General features: G+C 72.1%; 19 protein-coding genes. 4 read left to right on the top strand and 15 right to left on the bottom strand.

Annotation, left to right across the window (positions count from 1 at the left end):
* The first annotated feature begins 2 nt into the window (after positions 1 to 2).
* Positions 3 to 380, top strand: coding sequence for a membrane protein insertion efficiency factor YidD (yidD, locus tag MKK49_RS19455; protein ID WP_244031390.1), 378 nt, complete (start codon positions 3 to 5; stop codon positions 378 to 380).
* On the opposite strand, the gene MKK49_RS19450 is transcribed toward yidD, so the two are convergent.
* The gene (locus MKK49_RS19450; RefSeq protein WP_244031388.1) at positions 340 to 1653 is read right to left on the bottom strand and encodes a 2-hydroxycarboxylate transporter family protein; all 1314 of its coding nucleotides are present in this window, start codon (positions 1651 to 1653) and stop codon (positions 340 to 342) included. The genes yidD and MKK49_RS19450 overlap by 41 nt on opposite strands.
* 432 nt (positions 1654 to 2085) lie before the next feature.
* Between MKK49_RS19450 and thrS the strand changes: the two genes are divergently transcribed.
* Positions 2086 to 4098, top strand: a complete 2013-nt coding sequence (gene thrS / locus MKK49_RS19445; protein ID WP_244031386.1) for a threonine--tRNA ligase — start codon at positions 2086 to 2088, stop codon at positions 4096 to 4098.
* 117 nt (positions 4099 to 4215) lie between these two features.
* Here thrS and cysC read toward each other — a convergent pair whose 3' ends face one another.
* From cysC to MKK49_RS19430, 3 genes are read right to left on the bottom strand one after another with little or no spacing between them, the layout of a single operon-like run.
* Positions 4216 to 4734, bottom strand: a complete 519-nt coding sequence (gene cysC, locus MKK49_RS19440; RefSeq protein ID WP_244031384.1) for an adenylyl-sulfate kinase — start codon at positions 4732 to 4734, stop codon at positions 4216 to 4218.
* A 28-nt stretch (positions 4735 to 4762) separates the two neighbouring features.
* Positions 4763 to 5164, bottom strand: a complete 402-nt coding sequence (locus tag MKK49_RS19435) for a hypothetical protein (protein ID WP_244031382.1) — start codon at positions 5162 to 5164, stop codon at positions 4763 to 4765.
* Between the two features lie 26 nt (positions 5165 to 5190).
* On the bottom strand, positions 5191 to 6102 hold the full coding sequence (locus tag MKK49_RS19430) for a hypothetical protein (RefSeq protein ID WP_409565108.1): 912 nt from the start codon (positions 6100 to 6102) through the stop codon (positions 5191 to 5193).
* A 170-nt stretch (positions 6103 to 6272) separates the two neighbouring features.
* Between MKK49_RS19430 and MKK49_RS19425 the strand changes: the two genes are divergently transcribed.
* Together MKK49_RS19425 and MKK49_RS19420 are read left to right on the top strand one after the other, a co-directional pair.
* The gene (locus MKK49_RS19425) at positions 6273 to 6836 is read left to right on the top strand and encodes a nitroreductase (RefSeq protein ID WP_244031381.1); all 564 of its coding nucleotides are present in this window, start codon (positions 6273 to 6275) and stop codon (positions 6834 to 6836) included.
* Between the two features lie 107 nt (positions 6837 to 6943).
* Positions 6944 to 7558 carry a flavin reductase family protein gene (locus MKK49_RS19420; RefSeq protein ID WP_244031431.1) on the top strand — a complete coding sequence of 205 codons (615 nt, stop codon included), beginning with the start codon at positions 6944 to 6946 and terminating at the stop codon, positions 7556 to 7558.
* Positions 7559 to 7568: 10 nt separating this feature from the next.
* Here MKK49_RS19420 and MKK49_RS19415 read toward each other — a convergent pair whose 3' ends face one another.
* From MKK49_RS19415 to MKK49_RS19365, 11 genes are all read right to left on the bottom strand, one after another.
* Positions 7569 to 8210 carry a response regulator gene (locus MKK49_RS19415; RefSeq protein ID WP_244031379.1) on the bottom strand — a complete coding sequence of 214 codons (642 nt, stop codon included), beginning with the start codon at positions 8208 to 8210 and terminating at the stop codon, positions 7569 to 7571.
* Positions 8207 to 8812 (bottom strand): hypothetical protein, encoded by a 606-nt coding sequence (locus MKK49_RS19410; RefSeq protein WP_244031378.1) that lies wholly within the window; start codon positions 8810 to 8812, stop codon positions 8207 to 8209. The genes MKK49_RS19415 and MKK49_RS19410 overlap by 4 nt, the downstream gene beginning before the upstream one ends.
* Positions 8809 to 9744, bottom strand: a complete 936-nt coding sequence (locus MKK49_RS19405) for a YncE family protein (RefSeq protein ID WP_244031377.1) — start codon at positions 9742 to 9744, stop codon at positions 8809 to 8811. The genes MKK49_RS19410 and MKK49_RS19405 overlap by 4 nt, the downstream gene beginning before the upstream one ends.
* A 181-nt stretch (positions 9745 to 9925) precedes the next feature.
* Positions 9926 to 10489: an SRPBCC family protein gene (locus MKK49_RS19400; protein ID WP_244031376.1), complete on the bottom strand. Its 564-nt coding sequence runs from the start codon at positions 10487 to 10489 to the stop codon at positions 9926 to 9928.
* 5 nt (positions 10490 to 10494) lie between these two features.
* A complete protein-coding gene (locus tag MKK49_RS19395) occupies positions 10495 to 11487 on the bottom strand; it encodes a vWA domain-containing protein (protein ID WP_244031375.1) in 993 nt (330 codons plus the stop codon).
* A gap of 10 nt (positions 11488 to 11497) precedes the next feature.
* Positions 11498 to 12118, bottom strand: a complete 621-nt coding sequence (locus MKK49_RS19390; protein ID WP_244031374.1) for an MxaK protein — start codon at positions 12116 to 12118, stop codon at positions 11498 to 11500.
* A 268-nt stretch (positions 12119 to 12386) separates the two neighbouring features.
* Complete coding sequence (locus MKK49_RS19385; protein WP_244031430.1) at positions 12387 to 13451, bottom strand: vWA domain-containing protein; 1065 nt, start codon at positions 13449 to 13451, stop codon at positions 12387 to 12389.
* 14 nt (positions 13452 to 13465) lie between these two features.
* Positions 13466 to 14404, bottom strand: coding sequence for a nonribosomal peptide synthetase MxaA (locus MKK49_RS19380; RefSeq protein WP_244031373.1), 939 nt, complete (start codon positions 14402 to 14404; stop codon positions 13466 to 13468).
* On the bottom strand, positions 14404 to 15264 hold the full coding sequence (locus MKK49_RS19375) for a DUF58 domain-containing protein (RefSeq protein WP_244031372.1): 861 nt from the start codon (positions 15262 to 15264) through the stop codon (positions 14404 to 14406). The genes MKK49_RS19380 and MKK49_RS19375 overlap by 1 nt, the downstream gene beginning before the upstream one ends.
* On the bottom strand, positions 15261 to 16292 hold the full coding sequence (locus tag MKK49_RS19370) for an AAA family ATPase (protein ID WP_244031370.1): 1032 nt from the start codon (positions 16290 to 16292) through the stop codon (positions 15261 to 15263). The genes MKK49_RS19375 and MKK49_RS19370 overlap by 4 nt, the downstream gene beginning before the upstream one ends.
* 223 nt (positions 16293 to 16515) lie before the next feature.
* Positions 16516 to 16821 carry a methanol dehydrogenase [cytochrome c] subunit gene (locus tag MKK49_RS19365; RefSeq protein WP_244031368.1) on the bottom strand — a complete coding sequence of 102 codons (306 nt, stop codon included), beginning with the start codon at positions 16819 to 16821 and terminating at the stop codon, positions 16516 to 16518.
* Positions 16822 to 16848 lie beyond the last annotated feature (27 nt).

Raw genomic sequence — 16848 nt, 5'->3', positions numbered from 1 at the left:
CCGTGGTCCGGCGCGCCGCCCACGTCGCGATCCGCGCCTACCAGCTCACCCTGTCGGGCCTGATCGGCCGCCAGTGCCGGCACTGGCCGTCCTGCTCGACCTACACGGACGAAGCGATCGGGCGGCACGGCCTCTGGGCCGGCGGCTGGATCGGGTTTTCGCGGGTCTGCCGCTGCGGGCCGCTGGGGACGCACGGCATCGACCTCGTGCCGCAGGCGCTCGCACCCCGCGCCCGGTGGTTCACGCCCTGGCGCTACGGGCGCTGGCGCGGCGTCAACGCCCCGGTCTCGCCGTTCGCATGCGAGGCGGGCGAGGCGGGCGAGGCGGGCGCCGCCCCGCTCACACCCCCATCCACCGCATCAGCACCAGGGTCCCCGTGACCGTCAGCGCGCCGCCGATGCGGGTGGCGATCTGGGCGAACGGCATCAGGCTCATACGGTTGGCGGCCGTCAGGATGGCGACGTCGCCGGTGCCGCCCTGGCCGCTGTGGCAGGCGTTCACGATGGCGGTCTCGATGGGGTACATGCCGAGCCGGCGCCCGACCACGAAGCCCGTGGCCATGAGTGTCACCACGGTGGCCACGATGGTGATGAGGTTCGGGATCGTGAAGGCGGCGACGAGCTTGTCCCAAGGGGTCAGCGACACGCCCACCGCGAAGAGCAGCGGGTAGGTCATGCTGATCTGCACGAACTTGTAGGCGACGAAGCCGCCGGCCTGGAGGCGCGGCGACACGGCGCTGGCGAGCTTGGCCATCACCGCGAGGAACAGCATCGCCACGGGGGCGGGCAGGCCGGTGAGGTGGTGCATCATCACGCCGAGCAGGTAGAGCGTCACCGCCGTCAGCGCCGCCGCCCCCACGGTGGCGGCGTCGACGGGGATGTCCTCCGCCTTGACCGCGGCGACGTCGTTCTCCCGGTCGGGCTGCAGCCGGCCCTCGCCGGTGAGGTGGGGCAGGCGCTTGCCCACCGCGTTGAGGGTGCCGGCGAGGATGATGGCGGTGAGGCTGCCGAGCATCACCGGCGGCAGCACCTGGGCGAACACGTCGCCCTGGCCCTGGCCGAGGATCGCGGCATAGCCGATGGAGAGCGGGATCGCGCCCTCGCCGACGCCGCCGGCCATGATCGGCACCACGAGGAAGAAGAAGGTGTTGTAGGCGCCGAGCCCCAGCAGGGTGCCCACCAGGGTGCCGACGATCCCGGCCGCCACGGAGCCCACGGCCAGGGGCACGAAGATCTTGAGGAAGCCCTTGATCAGGACGTCGCGGTCCATCCCGAGGATGCTGCCGACGATGATGGTCGCGATGTAGAGGTAGAGGAAGTTGGTAAACTTGGTGAAATCCACGATCGCCTTGAAGATCTGCGGCGGGATCAGTCCGTAGAAGACCAGGGCCGACGGGATGAAGGTCGCGAAGATCGCCCCCGCGCCGATGCTGCGCAGGACCGGCAGGCGCTTGCCGATCTCGGCGCAGGTGAAGCCGCCGAGCACGAGGACGGCGATCATCGTCGGCGCATCCGGCTTGATCTCGCCCTCCTGCGTCAGGATCGCCAGGAGGACCACGAGGATCGCGTAGACCGGCAACGGGATGATGCCGATCTTGACGTCGACGATCCGCCACCAGCCCTGCGGCCAGAATTTTTTCGCGGGCAACCGCATCGCTTGCGACGGCGCGATACGCTCGGGGTGCGTGCCTCCTTCGGGGGTGGCCGCGGGAACTCGGCTCGGCATCGTCGTCCTCCGGCGTTACGCCCGTTTCCCTCGCGGGTTGGGCTTCTTGTTCGGGATCGGGTGCGTGGCACCGGTCCGTCTCCCAGCTTCGCCGGGTTCACGCCGAGGTTGTCAATTCATGCCCGATTGCCGTGCGACACACGAAGTGACGTCCTCCCGCGATTGTCAGGGATGGGGACGCCGTGTCGGACGTGAGGGAGAGTGACGGTCCGGACGGCGCGGGCGTTTGCGCCGGGGCCGATTCCTTTGACAGGCAAATGGGTCTAAACGGCCGGGCGCGGCGCGTGTCGCGCCCGAGCCCAACCCCACCCGGCTTACCTGCTGCGTTCGCAGGAGTGAGCCACCGCGAGAGTGATCCCGATGCCCATCCTGACCTTCCCCGACGGCAACACCCGCAGCTTCGAGAGCGCCGTCACCGGCCGCGCCGTCGTCGAGGGCATCGCCAAGTCGCTCGCCAAGCGCACCGTCGCCATGGCGCTGGACGGCCGGGTCCGCGATCTGTCCGACCTCATCGCGCACGACGCCCGCATCGAGTTCCTCGACCGCGCCGACCCGCGCAGCCTCGAGCTCATCCGGCACGACTGCGCCCACGTGCTGGCGGAAGCCGTCCAGGCCCTGTGGCCGGAGACGCAGGTCACCATCGGTCCCGTCATCGAGAACGGATTCTACTACGACTTTTCCCGCAACCAGCCGTTCACGCCCGACGACTTCCCGGCCATCGAGGCCAAGATGCGCGAGATCATTTCGCGCGATGCCGCCTTCACGAAGGAAGTCTGGACGCGGGACGACGTGCGCACGCTCTTTTCGGACAAGGGCGAGGCCTACAAGGTCGAGCTCGTCGATGCGATCCCGCCCGGCGAGGACCTCAACATCTACCGCCAGGGCGACTGGTTCGACCTGTGCCGCGGCCCGCACATGACCTCGACGGGCAAGGTCGGCACCGCCTTCAAGCTCATGAAGGTCGCCGGTGCCTACTGGCGCGGCGATTCCAACAACCCGATGCTGACCCGCATCTACGGCACCGCCTGGGCCACCAAGGAGGAGCTCGACGCCTACCTGCACCGCCTGGAGGAGGCCGAGCGCCGCGACCACCGGCGCCTGGGCCGCGAGATGGACCTGTTCCACTTCCAGGAGGAGGGACCGGGCGTGGTGTTCTGGCACGCCAAGGGCTGGACGGTGTTCCAGGAGCTCATCGCCTACATGCGCCGGCGCCTGAAGGGCGACTACCAGGAGGTCAACGCGCCCCAGATCCTCGACAAGGCCCTGTGGGAGACCTCCGGCCACTGGGAGTGGTACCGGGACAACATGTTCGTCACGAAGACCGAGGACGAGCGCGTCTTCGCCATCAAGCCGATGAACTGCCCCGGCCACGTGCTCATCTTCAAGCACGGCCTCAAATCCTACCGCGACCTGCCCCTGCGCATGGCCGAGTTCGGCGCGGTCTCGCGCTACGAGCCGTCGGGCGCGCTGCACGGGCTCATGCGGGTGCGCGCCTTCACGCAGGACGACGCGCACGTGTTCTGCACCGAGGATCAGCTCGCCGCCGAGTGCCTCAAGATCAACGACCTCATCCTCTCGACCTACGCCGATTTCGGCTTCGGCGACATCGTGGTGAAGCTCTCGACGCGGCCCGAGAAGCGCGTCGGCTCGGATGCCCTGTGGGACCATGCCGAAGACGTGATGACCCGCGTTCTGGCGCAGATCGAGGAGCAGTCCGGCGGCCGGATCAGGACGGCGATCAACCCGGGGGAGGGCGCGTTCTACGGGCCGAAATTCGAGTACGTGCTCCGCGACGCCATCGGCCGCGACTGGCAGTGCGGCACGACGCAGGTGGACTTCAACCTGCCGGAGCGCTTCGGCGCGTTCTACGTCGATGCCGACAGCGGGAAGAAGCCGCCGGTCATGGTCCACCGCGCCATCTGCGGCTCCCTCGAGCGCTTCACCGGCATCCTCATCGAGCATTTCGCCGGGCATTTCCCGCTCTGGCTTGCCCCCGTGCAGGTCGTCGTGGCGACCATCACGGGGGACGCCGATCCGTATGCCCGCGAGGTGGTGGCCGCCGCCGACCGCCTCGGCCTTCGCGTCGAGTCGGATCTTCGCAACGAGAAGATCAACTACAAGGTCCGCGAGCACTCGCTCGCCAAGGTGCCGGTGATGCTCGTCGTCGGCCGCAAGGAGGGCGAGGAGCGCACGGTCTCGGTCCGGCGGCTGGGCAGCCAGCACACGCGCACGGGCGGCCTCGACGAGACCCTCGCCGCCCTGGTGGCCGAGGCGACCGCCCCCGACCGCATCCGCGCCGACAGCATCGCGGCGAGCGTGCCGAGTGCGGAGGTCAGCCTCGACGCCCAGCACGCGGAAGCGCAGACGCCCTGAGGGGAAGGCCCCTTCCGATCCGCGTGACCGGAAGGGGCCTCATCCGAGTCGAGTAGACCTCTCTCCCTCGACCTCATTCTGAGGTCGAAGATCAGACTTCGAGGAGTGGACGGTCGTTCAGAGCTCACCCAAAGCCGCGGCGACGCGGGCGGCGCCGTCCTGCGGCGTGCCCGCATCCGTGTGCAGGTGGATGTCCGGCTCGGCGGGCGCCTCGTAGACGGAATCGATGCCGGTGAAGTTCGGGATCAGGCCGGCGCGGGCGCGGCGATAGAGGCCCTTGGGGTCGCGCTCCTCGCACACGGCGAGCGGCGCATCGATATAGACCTCGAGGAACGGGATCTCCCCCGCGATGGCGCGGGCGTGGGCGCGCTCCTTGCGGAACGGCGAGATCAGCGAGACGATGGTGACGATGCCCGAGCGCGCCAGGATGCGCGCCACCTCGGCCGCGCGGCGGATGTTCTCGATGCGGGCGGCGTCGCCGAAGCCGAGGTCGCGGCTCAGGCCCTGGCGCAGCTCGTCGCCGTCGAGGATCGTGGCCTGGTGTCCCCGCACGGCCAGCAGGTCCTGCAGCGCTTCGGCCGTGGCCGACTTGCCGGCGCCGGACAAGCCCGTGAGCCAGACGATGGCGGGTTTCATGCGGGACTCCTTCATGCCGCGCGGCCTATCAGGCCGCGCAGTTGGCGGCAAACAGCGCGAGCGCCCGCTGCATCGCCGCGTAGTGCGCCAGGCCGGCGGGGTTGCGGAGCTCGGCGCCGTCCGGGACGATGGCGGCGAAGCCCGCCCCCAGATCGGCGACGAAGCCGCGCGGCCCGACGTGTTGGCCCATCCGGTTGGTCGTGTCCACCTCGCCGCAGACGGCCCCGGCCCGGCCCATGCGCAGCCGGCCGTAGCGGGCTGCGTCCGGCATCTTCAGGCCCTTTCCGAGGAGCGCGACGACGGCCTGCGCGGTCTCGGGCGGGAGAGCGGATTCCTCGACGGGGGCCTGTGCGTGCACGGCCGGCCCCGCCAGCGTCACGGCGGCCAGGGCCAGGGCCAGGGCAACAAGACTCCATCGGTGACGCGTCATGGGACGATCTCGTTTGTGCGGACGGATCAGGACGCCTTGGCGACCACCTCGATGTCCCGGTCCATCCCGCTCTCGACCTTGAACTCGCGGGTGTAGACCTGCCCGTCGTGACGGGCGATGAGGACGTAGTCGCCCTCCGCCAGGATCACCTGCGGGAACGCGCCGATGGCCTCACGGATGGTGTCGCCGCCCGGCGTCAGCACGCTGAAGGCGGTGCCGGCGAAGGCCTCGGCCCCGGCGGCGGCGACGAGCTTCAGGGTCACGGTGGCGGCGTGGTGGCTCAGGGTGGCGTCGGTGACCTTGCCGTTCTCGACCTTGAGGTCGGCGCGCTGGATCGCGTTCGATTCCCCGTAGGTCGAGACCACGTGATAGGTGCCCTCGGGCAGGCGCAGCAGCTCTCCGGCCTTGACGTCGCTGCGCACGAGGCGCCCCTCCGAATTGGTGCCGATGGGCACGAACACCGCGAAGGCCACCTGGGCAGGCGCGATCTTCAGATCGCCGATGGCGCCCGAGAGCTTGAGCGCCCCGGCATTGACCTTGAGCCCGTCGGAGACCGGATTCCCCGCCATGGTGAGGCGCTTCGAGGCGCTGGCGAAACCGTACGTCACCGTGGCGATGTAGGCGCCGGGCGCCAGGGTGAAGCTCGGCTCCGCGGCCTCCGAGCGCGCGACGATGTTGGGCTTCACGCCGTCGGTGCGGTCCTCGTAGATGCGCCAGGCCAGCCCCGAGCGCAGGGGCTTGTCGCTGCCCGCGAACACCGCCTTCAGGCTCAAGGGCGCGTCGGCCTGGGGCGCGGGCGGGGGCAGGTCCGGCCCGGTGACGGAAGGGGTCGGGAGGTTCGGCCCGATCCGGTTGTGGAAGCCGCCCTCCTGCGCGCGGCCGGGGGCCGCGAGCCCCACCACCATCAGCGCGGCGCCGAGCGTCAGGCCCCTCGTCATGCGACCACTCCCTTGCGCGCCGGCCCGTCCGGCGCATCCGCGCCGCGTGCTCTGGAACCGGACCGTGGCGACGGCATGACGGGCGTTCTTGCCTGCGATCCATGCTAGATCGCGGACGACGCCGCAATGCTCAACCCGACTTCGCCTCGATCCGATTCCAAAAGGTCTCGATGAACGCCACCCTCGATCTCCTGCGCACCCGCCGCTCGGTTCCCCCCATGCGCCTCGACGGGCCGGGCCCGACACCGGCCGAACTCGATACGCTCCTGACGCTGGCCGCCCGGGTGCCGGACCACGGCAAACTCGCGCCCTGGCGCTTCCTCGTCATCGCGGGCGAAGCGCGGGCGCGCGTCGGCGGGATCATCGCCGAGGCTTACGCCGCCGACCACCCGGAGGCGGATAGCGCCCGCCTCGACCTCGAGCGCGCCCGCCTCGCCCACGCCCCCGTGGTGGTGGCGGTGGTCTCCCGCGCCGGCCCGCACATCAAGATCCCCGAATGGGAGCAGGTGCTGTCGGCGGGCGCCGCGTGCATGAACCTCGTGGTCGCGGCCAACGCGGCGGGCTACGCCACGTCCTGGCTCACGGAATGGTTCGCCTACGACCGCCGCATCCTCGACGCCCTCGGGCTCGCGCCGCGCGAGAAGCTCGCCGGCTTCATCCATATCGGCCATCCGCAGGAGGTTCCGGGCGACCGGCCCCGGCCGGACCTCGCCGACATCGTCACACGGATCTAGGCAGGTTCGCGGTGGCGAGCCGCCGCTTTCCTCGACTTCGATCTTTTGTATGTCGCAGGTTTTCGACGCAAAACCGGTGACCACTCTTGCGGACCCTGCTGAGCGCCATGCATTACGATTCCGAGACCAGGGGCCTGCCGCACAACCCCCTGAAGGCCCTCGTCGCCCCCCGCCCCATCGGCTGGATCAGCGCGATGAACAAGGCGGGCCAGGTGAATCTGGCGCCCTATTCCTACTTCAACGCCGTGGCGGCGGGCCCCGACATGGTGATGTTCTCGTCCTCGGGCCGCAAGGACGCCATGACCTTCGCGGAGGAGGGCGGCGAGTTCGTGTGCAACCTCGCGACCTATGCCCTCCGGGAGGCGGTGAACGCCACCTCGGCTCCGCTGCCGCGCGGGCAGAGCGAGTTCGGTTTCGCCGGCCTGACCCCGGTCCCCTCGCGAAAGGTGCGGCCGCCGCGGGTGGGGGAATCGCCCGCCGCCATCGAGTGCAAATGGGTGCAGACGGTGCCGCTGACGCCCCTCGACGGCAGCGACGCGACCCACTTCCTGGTGATCGGGCAGGTGGTCTCGATCTACATCGACGACGCCTTCCTCGTGGACGGCGTCGTCGACACCGGGGCGATGCGACCGATCCTGCGCGCGGGCGCCTTCGACTATTTCACCGCCGAGCCGGAGACGCGCTTCTCCCTCGAGCGGCCGGCGGGCGCCGGAGGACGTTAGGGACGCGCCGTCAGCGGGTCGGGCCGCCCTCGCCCTGAGAGACGGCGACGTGGATGAGTTCGGCGAGCGTCCGCACCCCGAGCTTGTGCCGCAGGCTGGCGCTGGCGCCGATCACCGTGCGGTAGCTCACCGCCAGGGCGTCGGCGATGGCTTGGTAGGATTGGCCCCGGCCGAGCAGGGACAGGATCTGGAGCTCGCGGGCCGTGAGGTCGGCGAGCGGCGCCGGCCGGCCGGCGAGGCCGAGCACGGCGACCCGGGTGGCCAGCGCGTGGTCGAGGTAGCTCCGGCCCGCCCGCACCGTCTCGAACGCCTCGTGGAACCGCGCCGCCGGGACGTCCTTCAGCACGTAGCCCGTGGCCCCGCTCTCCAGGGCGCGCGCGACGATGATCGGGTCGTCGTGCATGCTGAAGGCGAGGATGCGGGTGTCGCGCTCCAGGGCGTGGATCTGCCGGATCAGGGACAGGCCCGACAGGGCGCCCGTGCGGAAGGTGAGGTCGGCCACCACGATGGTGGGCCGCAGGCGGTGAAACAGGCGGTAGCCGCCGGCGATGTCGGTGGCCTCGTGGACGGTCTCGACCCCGGCATCCTCCATGATGCGGCGGAAGCCCCGCAGGATCACCGGGTGGTCGTCCACGATGAGGACGCTCGTCATCGCGCGTCCCCGGGGGCCGGGGACGTATCCCCGGGAGCCGGGGCGGCCTTGATGTCACCGCTCCCTTGCGCGGAATACCGCTCGGTGAGGCGCGCCAGGGTGGTGGCCCGGTCCGCCCCCTGGCGGCGGGTGTTGTAGTATTGTTGGCATAGTTCGCCGTAGAGCTGCTTGCGGGCGGTCACCGCCGCCACGGCCGCGAGGCCGTCGAGGAGGTCGGCATAGGGCTCGGGCGTGCCGGCCTCGGCCAGCATCTGCCCGAGCTGCACCGTGCGGTTGGCCACCATGCGCGGATCCTCGATGAACGCCTCCCGGGCGCGGGCGAGGCTGTGGCGCAGGTGGTCGGCCCCCGAGCCGACCTCCGGCGCCGGGCGGCCGAGTTCGCGGCGGGCGAGCCAGCGGGCCGGCTCCATGGGGTCGGTGGGCGAGAGCCAGGTCGGAATGTCGGCGTCGGATTTCGTCGCGACCACCGTCTGCTCCTCGGGGGCACGCGCCGCCTCGCCGGGCTCCTCCGGCTTGTCGCAGGCCGCGAGCCCGGCCGCGAGGCAGAGGACGATCGTGATGCGCGCGCGGGGTCGCGTCGGCGTCATGCACGTCGGACTCATGGGGTCTCCTGCATCAGGACGGCGAGGCCGCGCGGCCCCTCGCCCACGGGGAGACGCGCCGTCTCCGCGAGGGTGGGAAGGTCGATCACCGAGACGGAATCCGAGAACCAGTTCGCCACGTAGGCCTTGTCGCCCGCGACCGCCACGCCCTCGGGATAGCGGCCGACGGGAATCGTCGCGACGGGTTTCAGGGCGGCGTCGAGCACGTGGAGGGTGCCGGCCTGCTGGTTGGTGACGAGGACGCGTGCCCCGTCGCCGCTCACCGCGACGCCGTACGGCATGCCGCCGAGGATCGCGCGACCCGCGGGTTTCAGGGTGGCGGTGTCGATGGCGTGGAGGTCGCCGCTACGGACATTGGCGACGTAGAGCCGGTCCTCGGCCGGGTTCAGCGCCAGGGCGAACGGTCCCTCGCCGACGGGCACCGTGCCGATCCGGGTCAGGGTCGCGGTCTCGACCACGCTGACCTGACGGCTCTCGCGGTCGGCGACGTAGAGGCGGCCCTTCGCATCGAGGACGAGGCCCGCCGGATCGCGCCCGACGCCGACGCCGCCCTCCACGGCGCCGGTGGCGCTGGAGAGGCGCACCACGCGGCCGCCCGACCAGTCGCCGACGAACAGGCTCCGGCCATCCCGGGCCACGGCGACGCCGAAGGGCTGGCCCGCGAAGGGGAAGCGGGCCAGCACCGCGCCGGTGCGGCCGTCCACCACCGAAACCGTGTGGGTGTCGGAATGGGCGAGGTAGAGCCGCCCGTCCGGCCCCGCAGCCACCTGGGCCGGCCCCTTGCCCACGGGAATCGTGGCGCCGGGGGGCGCCACCGGCGTCAGGGTGCTGCCCTCCTGGCTCACCACGTAGACGGCCTGCGCCAGAGCCGGTCCGGAGACCGCGCCGGCGAGGAACGCCGCGAGGGCGAGGGGGGCGAGGCGACCGGTCATACGATTTCCGGGTGATCCGTTCGGCTTCTGGCAGGCGCGGGTCCCCACACCTTCCAGGAGAGGGACAGGCTGAGGTGTGCGAGTTCTCCGAATAGGTCACACACCTCACCCCAACCCTCTCCTTCCAGGAGAGGGAGCCTGTCGCGAGCGCACGATCCGGAGTGTTCAAGCGGAGGCCCTATCATTTGGTGCCGCCGCCCTCGACCTTGGCCTTCAGCCCCTTGAGGCCGTTGCCGAAATAGGCGTTCATCGCCGCCTTGCCGGCGGCGTCGCTCAGCTCCTCCGGCGGTTCGTTGCCGGTGTCGCCCCGGTAGAACCGGCCGAGCCACTCGACCTTCGAGCCCGCGCCATCGGGCGTCACCGTGAGGGTGGCCGAGTAGGACGAGACCGGCAGGGCCTTCAGGTCGGCATCCGACAGGCGGTACGAGTAGGTGAAGGTCTTGTCGTTCATCTCGTCGAGGCCCTCGTCGAGGGTACCGCCGTTCTTGAGGGTGATCTTGCGCCGGCCGCCGGCGGCGTTGCCGTCGACGGCCTCGCTCTTGGCCACGTCGGGATGCCACGCGTCGATGGCCGCGAAGGTGCCGACCACCTTCCACACCGCCTCGGGCTTGGCCGCGATGGTGACGGACTGGTCGACCTTCTGCGGCGTCGGGCCGTGGGCCAAGACGGGGGTGACCAGAACGGTGATGACCGGGACGGCGGTGGCGAGCAGCGCGAGGATGACGGTCGGGGCGAGGAGACGCATACGGATCAGGCCTTCTTCAGGGTCAGGGCGCGCGGGCGGGACAGGGCGCGCAACGTGGGAAGCAGGAACACGGCGAGGACGAGCGCCAGGGCGGCCCCGCCGAGGAAGGGGCGCAGGTCGAGGCGGCCGGGCAGGGGGCGCGGGGTCGCTGCCGCCAGGAGCGGCCCCGCCAGCCCGCCGGGGCCGTCGAGATGGGCGTAGGCGAGGCCGGTCTCGCCCGCGAGTCTCTTGAGGTAGGGCTCACGCACGGAGGAGAGGTGCTCGGCGCCCGTCGCCGCGGCCCCGCCGAAGGGGGCGTTGCGCGGGTTGTAGCCCTCGCGGCTCTCGGCATCGGCCGGGGGCGGGCCGAACCGGTTCTCCTGCTGGACGTCGCCGGCCCCGTAGAACCCGATCTCGCGACCCCGGTCGTTGTAGCGCGGGATCGGCGACAGGGCGTAGGCGCCGGCGCCCACGATGAGCCCGCGCACGGCGCCGGGCTTGCCCTCGAAGGCCGGGCCGCCGGTGCTGGGGAGCGGAGGCGCTTCCTGCCCGTCCGTGAGGAAGATCAGGTCGGTGTCGAGGCTGGCCGCCATCTCCACGGCGCGGAACAGGCCGGCGGAGATGCGGCTGTCGCCCTCCCAGGCCATGCGCCAGTCCAGCGCCGCGAGCGCCCCGTCGAGGGGCGCGAAATCGGCGCAGACCTCGATGGGCGTGAACAGCAGGAACGGCCGGCGCTCGGTGAACAGCCCCAGCGCCACGCGCGAGCCGCAGGGCAGGGCGGTGACGAGGTCGCGCAGGGCGCCGCGCGCCGTGTCGAGGCGGCTCGCGGGCCGGCCGTCGGCGCCGGTGTAGTCGCGCACGTTCATGCTGCCGGTGATGTCGACCACGGCGAGCACCGACACCCCGGTCCGGGTGAGCGGCACGGCCGGCAGCACGAGGGCGAGGGCGGCGAGGACAGCCGCCGCGGCGAGCGCCCGGAACCGGCCGTCGCGCAGGTTGCGGGCGAGATGCGCCCTCATGGCACGCCCCTCATGGTGCGCCCCTCGGCAGGCCGGGGACCTCCGTCCAGATCTGCTTCGGCTCGGCCTTCAGCTCGTCGCCGGTCTTGCGGTCGAATTCGGGGAAATCGCGCAGGAGCCGCGAGGCGACGTCGAGGTTGAACTTGGCGTCCCAGAGGTCGGGCGCGTTCTGCAGGGCGCGGCGGTAATCCTGGCGCGCCAGGGTGATGAGGGGACCGGCCGGGTCGAGGTCGCCGCGCTCCAGATGGGCGAACGCCTGCCGCAGGCGGGTGTTGGCGAGGGCGTAGCGGGCCCGCGCCACCCGGTCGGTGTCGCCGGCGCGCGCGAGGGCCTCGACGAGGGGTTCGATCCCCTCGGGCAGGCCGCGCCGGGCGAGGTGCTGCACCCGGGCCAGCAGCAGGGGGGCCGCCGCGTCCGGCCCCACGGGCACGTCGCGCCCGGCCTGAAGCGCCGCGATCGCGGCCTTGTCCCGCTCCACCCGCCACGCCGCCGCGCCGAAGCCGAGGGCGGCGAGGGCGAGCAGGACCGGCAGGGCGAGGAGCAGGTGCGGCCGGGCGCGGCGCAGGGTTCTGGCGAGGCGGGCGCGGAGGGCGGGGGCGGCGCGTTCGGTGGGGAAGGCGAGCGCCGTCATCGGGTGGCCTCCGCACCGTCACGCATCCGCAAGATCGCCTCTCGGCAGGAAACAGACGTGTCGGCATGAAGCGCGACAGGCCCCCTTTCCTGGAAGGAGAGGGTCGGGGTGAGGTGTGTGGACTCTCCGAACAAGTCACACACCTCACCCTGTCCCTCTCCTTCCAGGAGAGGGGACCCGCGTCCTGTGCGCGATGCGCGAGAGCCGTCACCACCGGACGGGGTGAGGGAGATGCGCGCCGTTGGGATGGAACGGTGCGAGGCCGGGTTCATGCGGCGATCCTCTCCGGCACAGCCGCCTTCGCCCGGGGCGTGAGGGCCCTCTGCCCCCGCCGCACATCCGCCTCGGCGAGCTTGCCCGCCACGAGGACGAGGAGCCCGAGCAGCCCCAGCCCGAAGGCCATCCAGGACAGGTCGAGGCGCGGGCGCCGCTCGGTGTAAGGGATGGGGTCGCGCTCCAGGGCCTCGATCTGGCGGATGGCGGCGGCCACCGCCTCGGGGCCTTCCGCCTCGAAGGCGCGGTAGGGCGTGCCGAGACTCTTGAAGAACAGGTCGAGGTGGCGCTCGGGCGCGGCCTGGGGCGTGTCCTCGCCGGCGGGCTTGTCGGCGATGGAGGGCGAGCCCTTGGTGCGCAGAAACAGCCAGTAGAGATTGGGCCGGATCCTGGCGAACTCGGCCCGCAGGGTGCCCTGGACGCGCGGATCGATCACCGCCGCGCCGTCGGAGACGATGAGGAGCGCCCTCGAGACGTTGGCGGCCTGGGGTCCGAACTGCGACAGGCTCATGGCGAGGCCGCGCGCCACGTTGGTGTAGTCGAGGCCCGGCCGGTCGATGGCGCGGATGGCGGCGCGCACGGCCTCGTGCCGGTCGGTCATCGGCACCACCAGCATGGGCGCCGTCGAGAAGGCGGTGACGGCGAACTGGTCGTGGGCGCGGCTGCCGACGAAGTCGCCGAGCAGGCGGCGGGAGGCGGCGGCCTTCGATTCCTCGGCGCCCGAGGGCTGACGCCCGGCGAAGGTCTCGTTCATGCTGCCCGAGCGGTCGACGAGGATCGAGACCTGGGCGCCGATGCCCGTGCGGGTGACCGTCTCGCCCCGGCGATACGGGCCGGCGATGCCGAGGATGAGGCCCGCGATGGCGAGGCAGCCGGCGATCCGCAGAGCCCAACCGATGGCCCGCGACAGCGGGTCGGCCGGGCCGGCGTCGATCGCGGCCACGGGCACCACGCGCTGGGCCGAAGCCCGGAACGGCAGCAGGGCGAGGGGCAGCAGCCACAGGACCAGGGGAGCGTCGACGGCGAACCGGCCCCAGATCGCCGTCACGGTCGCCGTCATCGTGGCGTCGCCCATCACGCCGCCCGCTCGGCCGCGGCCAGGCGCCGGGCCAGGGCCTCGAGCTGGGGCCAGGGCAGGGCGGCGCGGGCGGCGGCGGGGCCGGGACCGAAGAAGGCGAGACGCGAGACGGAGAGCAGGTGCGCCAGACCCGCCGCGTCCGGGCGGTAGGCGGGGTGGCGCGCGAGGAAGCCCGGCAGATCGTCGGCGAGGACCCGGCGCCCGTCGGTGGCGTCGAGGCCGCGATGGAGGGCGCGCAGGGCGTCGCCGTAGGCGGCCTCCGCGTCGGGATCTTGCACGTCGGGGGTGCGACCGAGCCGGCGCAGCTGCGCGAGGGCGGCCCCGAACGGGCGCCCGCGCCGCGCCCGGAACGGTCCCCAGGCCCGGTCGCGGGCGAGCCCCGCGAAGGCCAGGAGGGCGAGCGCCCCGAAGCCCCCCGCCCGCCACCACAGGGGCCGGGCGTCGAGGGCGGCGACGCGCCCGTCCGGCCGCATGTAATCGGCCGGGTTCTCGCGGGCGGGCGGCACCACCTCGCGCAGGGGCGAGATGTTGAAGGACCAGGCCGGCACCTGCGCCGTGGCTGTGGTGGCGCCGTGGGCGCTGGCGCTCTCGAAGGTCACGGCGAAGCCCGGGATCTCCAGGGCGCGGGCGTCGAGGGCGGCGTAGAAGGTCTGGTAGGTCAGGAACAGGCGGACTCGGCGGACGTCGCCCGTGACCGTCTCCTCGACCCGAAGGTCGCGCAGGTCGAGCCAGTAGGCCAGGGGGCCGGATTGCGGCAGGGAGGCCGCCTGAAGGGTGAAGCCCGCATCCACGACGATGTCGGCCTGCGCCCGCACGAGGTCGCCGAGGAAGTAGCCGAAGGCGCGCGGCGTGCGGACCTCGACGGTGCGCACCTGCGCGTGGGCCGCACCGGACACGGCGAGGAGGAGCGCCAGGACGGAGATGAGGACTCGCATCAGGTCCCGATGAGGTGGCGGGTGAGGGCGTCGGCCTCGAAGCGCCCTTCGAGGCGGAACGGCGGACGGCCGTAGGTCATGGCGATGCGGCGCAGGGTGTCGGCGCGGGCCCGCTCGTGGGCGAGCCAGCGCCGGCGGAGCGACGGCCGCATGAACACGGTCCGGCGCCCGGCCCCTTCGAGATCGTCGAGCTCCATGAGGCCCCAGACCGGCAGCCCCTCGTCCTCGGAGGCGTCGGCCAGCACCACGGGCACGAGGTCGTGGCGGGCGAGGGACGCGAAGACCTCGGCGACGAGGGCCTCGGGCCAGCGGAAATCCGAGACGACGAACACGATCTTGGGCCGCCCGACGAGGCGGCGGCCGGCCTCGCGCATGCCGTCGGCCCGCGCGCCCGTGCAGCGCGCGGCCAGCAGGCGGGCCTGGACGGAGGCGCCGATCCCGCGCCGGCGCGTCGCCGACATCGACACGTCCTCGCGCAGGGTGGCGTCGCAGCCCATGAGGCCGAAGCCGTCGCCGATGCGGGTGGCGGAGGCGGCCAGGCCCCCGCACAGGGCGGCGGCGAGCGCCATGCGGTCGGCCTCGCCCCGGTAGCGCATGGAGGCGGAGAGATCGACCAGCGCCCAGACCTCGATGGCCGTGCGGCTCTCGAAGCGGCGGACATGGGTGCCCTCGAAGGGGTCGCGCAGGGTGGCGCGCACGTCGATGCGGCGCGCGTCCGGCATGCGCAGGAACGGCACCTGGTCGCGAAAGGTGCCGAGCCCCCCGGCGTCGCGGCCGCGATGGGCACCGACGCTGGTGCCCGGCACCCGCCCGCGCGGGCGGTAGACGATGTCGGCCTGAACGGGATCGGGTTCCCTCACGGCGCCGGCACCGTGTCGAACACGGCGCGGCAGAGCTCCGGCACGATGGCGGCGCGGCGCATCTCGTAGACGGGTTCGAGGAAGACGCGGTGGGCCATGACCTCGGGGAACACGGCGCGGATGTCCTCGGGCACCAGCCAGTCCCGGCCCTCCAGCCAGGCGCGGACCTTGGCGGCGCGCACGAGGAAGGCGACGCCGCGCGGCGAGGCCCCGCCCTGCACCAGGGCCTCCATGTCGATGCCGGGAAGCCGGATGCCGGCGCCGCCGGGACGCACCAGGGCCTCCCAAAGGCCGACGACGTAGGCCTCGATGGCGGGGCTCGCCTGGATGCCGTGCTGGATCGCGCGGGCGATGCCCGGGATGGCGGCGTGGTCCAGCACGTCGGCGTCGATCCCGGCGATCAGCGCGTCGGTGTCGTGGAAGCGCGGATCGAACACGAGGGCGCGGCGGCTCTCGGCGTCGCGCGGGGCCTCCATGCCGATTTCCATGAGGAAGCGGTCGCGGGCGGCGGCGGGCAGCTCGAAGGTCTCCTCGCGCTCGACGCGGTTGCGGTCGGCGAAGACCTGCAGGTTGGGGAAATGGTACTCGCGGTTGAACGCGGTCAGGCTGCGCTCGGCCATGAGGCGCAGGAGCAGGGCATGCACCTGGGGCCGGGCGCGGTTGATCTCGTTGAAGAAGAAGATCGACAGGTCCTCGGCCCGGCGCAGGACCGGGCCGGGCTCGACGCGGGGGCGCCCGTCCTCGGCGAGGTAGGTGTGGTAGATCAGGTCCGTGGGCATCATGTCGACGGTGCCCTCGACGCGCTCGTAGGCGCCCCCGAGCGCCCGGGCGACGGCCCGCAGCAGGGTGGTCTTGCCGACGCCGACATCGCCTTCGAGCAGCACGTGGCCGCGGGCGAAGATCGCGATGGTGATGAGGCGGATCGCCCGCGCCTGGCCGACCACGGCGCCGCCCACGGCCCGCTCGAACCGGCCGGCGGCCTCGCGCCAGTCGGTGAGCATCGCGTCGCCGGGGCGGGTCTCGTTCATCACGCGGGGGCCTTGATTTCGGTCTCTTGGCGAGGCGGTCGCGATCACCTCGCGTGCCGTCGAGGCGGCTCTCCTCCCCCTTGCGGGGAGGAGAGGGAGGTGGGGGTGGTGCCGGAGACGGCGCGTCTCTCTCGGAGCCACCCCCACCCTCGCTCCCTCCCCGCAAGGGGGAGGGAGGCGCGCCGTCATCGCACCGTGGCGCTTGGCCGGGCGCGCAGCGGCTTCAGTTCGACGACAGCTTGGTGACGTCGTACTCGAACTTGCCGGACTTCTTGGCGGCTTCGATGCGCCGGGCGTTGCGCTCTTCCATGCCCTTGATCGACTCGGACTGCTTGTTCAGCTCCTTCGGGTCGTGCTTGGGGTCGTACTTCGAGCCGGCGATCTTCTCCGGGAAGCCGGGCTTGGGCTCCCAGCAATTGCCGGCGGCCTTGCACTTGGTGCCGTCGTAGGCCATCGCCGAAGTGGTCATGGCCGGAGCGGCCAGCACCGCGCCCGCACCGAGCGCCACCGCAAAAATGAACGTCCGCATGTTCGTCTCCTCCGTTTATGGTTGGCG

Source organism: Methylobacterium sp. J-090, from assembly GCF_022829345.1.
GTDB lineage: Bacteria > Pseudomonadota > Alphaproteobacteria > Rhizobiales > Beijerinckiaceae > Methylobacterium.
The sequence above is the reverse complement of the archived record's forward strand: the minus strand, read 5'-3'. Positions and strand labels throughout refer to the sequence as shown.

Coding starts and splice junctions, on each gene's coding strand:
- MKK49_RS19430 (WP_409565108.1), bottom strand. CDS start 6,102: ATGACGAGGGGCCTGACGCTCGGCGCCGCGCTGATGGTGGTGGGGCTC.
- MKK49_RS19380 (WP_244031373.1), bottom strand. CDS start 14,404: ATGCGAGTCCTCATCTCCGTCCTGGCGCTCCTCCTCGCCGTGTCCGGT.
- MKK49_RS19425 (WP_244031381.1), top strand. CDS start 6,273: ATGAACGCCACCCTCGATCTCCTGCGCACCCGCCGCTCGGTTCCCCCC.
- thrS (WP_244031386.1), top strand. CDS start 2,086: ATGCCCATCCTGACCTTCCCCGACGGCAACACCCGCAGCTTCGAGAGC.
- MKK49_RS19450 (WP_244031388.1), bottom strand. CDS start 1,653: ATGCGGTTGCCCGCGAAAAAATTCTGGCCGCAGGGCTGGTGGCGGATC.
- MKK49_RS19415 (WP_244031379.1), bottom strand. CDS start 8,210: ATGACGAGCGTCCTCATCGTGGACGACCACCCGGTGATCCTGCGGGGC.
- MKK49_RS19390 (WP_244031374.1), bottom strand. CDS start 12,118: ATGACGGCGCTCGCCTTCCCCACCGAACGCGCCGCCCCCGCCCTCCGC.
- MKK49_RS19405 (WP_244031377.1), bottom strand. CDS start 9,744: ATGACCGGTCGCCTCGCCCCCCTCGCCCTCGCGGCGTTCCTCGCCGGC.
- MKK49_RS19420 (WP_244031431.1), top strand. CDS start 6,944: ATGCATTACGATTCCGAGACCAGGGGCCTGCCGCACAACCCCCTGAAG.
- MKK49_RS19395 (WP_244031375.1), bottom strand. CDS start 11,487: ATGAGGGCGCATCTCGCCCGCAACCTGCGCGACGGCCGGTTCCGGGCG.
- MKK49_RS19370 (WP_244031370.1), bottom strand. CDS start 16,292: ATGAACGAGACCCGCCCCGGCGACGCGATGCTCACCGACTGGCGCGAG.
- MKK49_RS19400 (WP_244031376.1), bottom strand. CDS start 10,489: ATGCGTCTCCTCGCCCCGACCGTCATCCTCGCGCTGCTCGCCACCGCC.
- MKK49_RS19385 (WP_244031430.1), bottom strand. CDS start 13,451: ATGACGGCGACCGTGACGGCGATCTGGGGCCGGTTCGCCGTCGACGCT.
- cysC (WP_244031384.1), bottom strand. CDS start 4,734: ATGAAACCCGCCATCGTCTGGCTCACGGGCTTGTCCGGCGCCGGCAAG.
- MKK49_RS19435 (WP_244031382.1), bottom strand. CDS start 5,164: ATGACGCGTCACCGATGGAGTCTTGTTGCCCTGGCCCTGGCCCTGGCC.
- MKK49_RS19365 (WP_244031368.1), bottom strand. CDS start 16,821: ATGCGGACGTTCATTTTTGCGGTGGCGCTCGGTGCGGGCGCGGTGCTG.
- MKK49_RS19410 (WP_244031378.1), bottom strand. CDS start 8,812: ATGAGTCCGACGTGCATGACGCCGACGCGACCCCGCGCGCGCATCACG.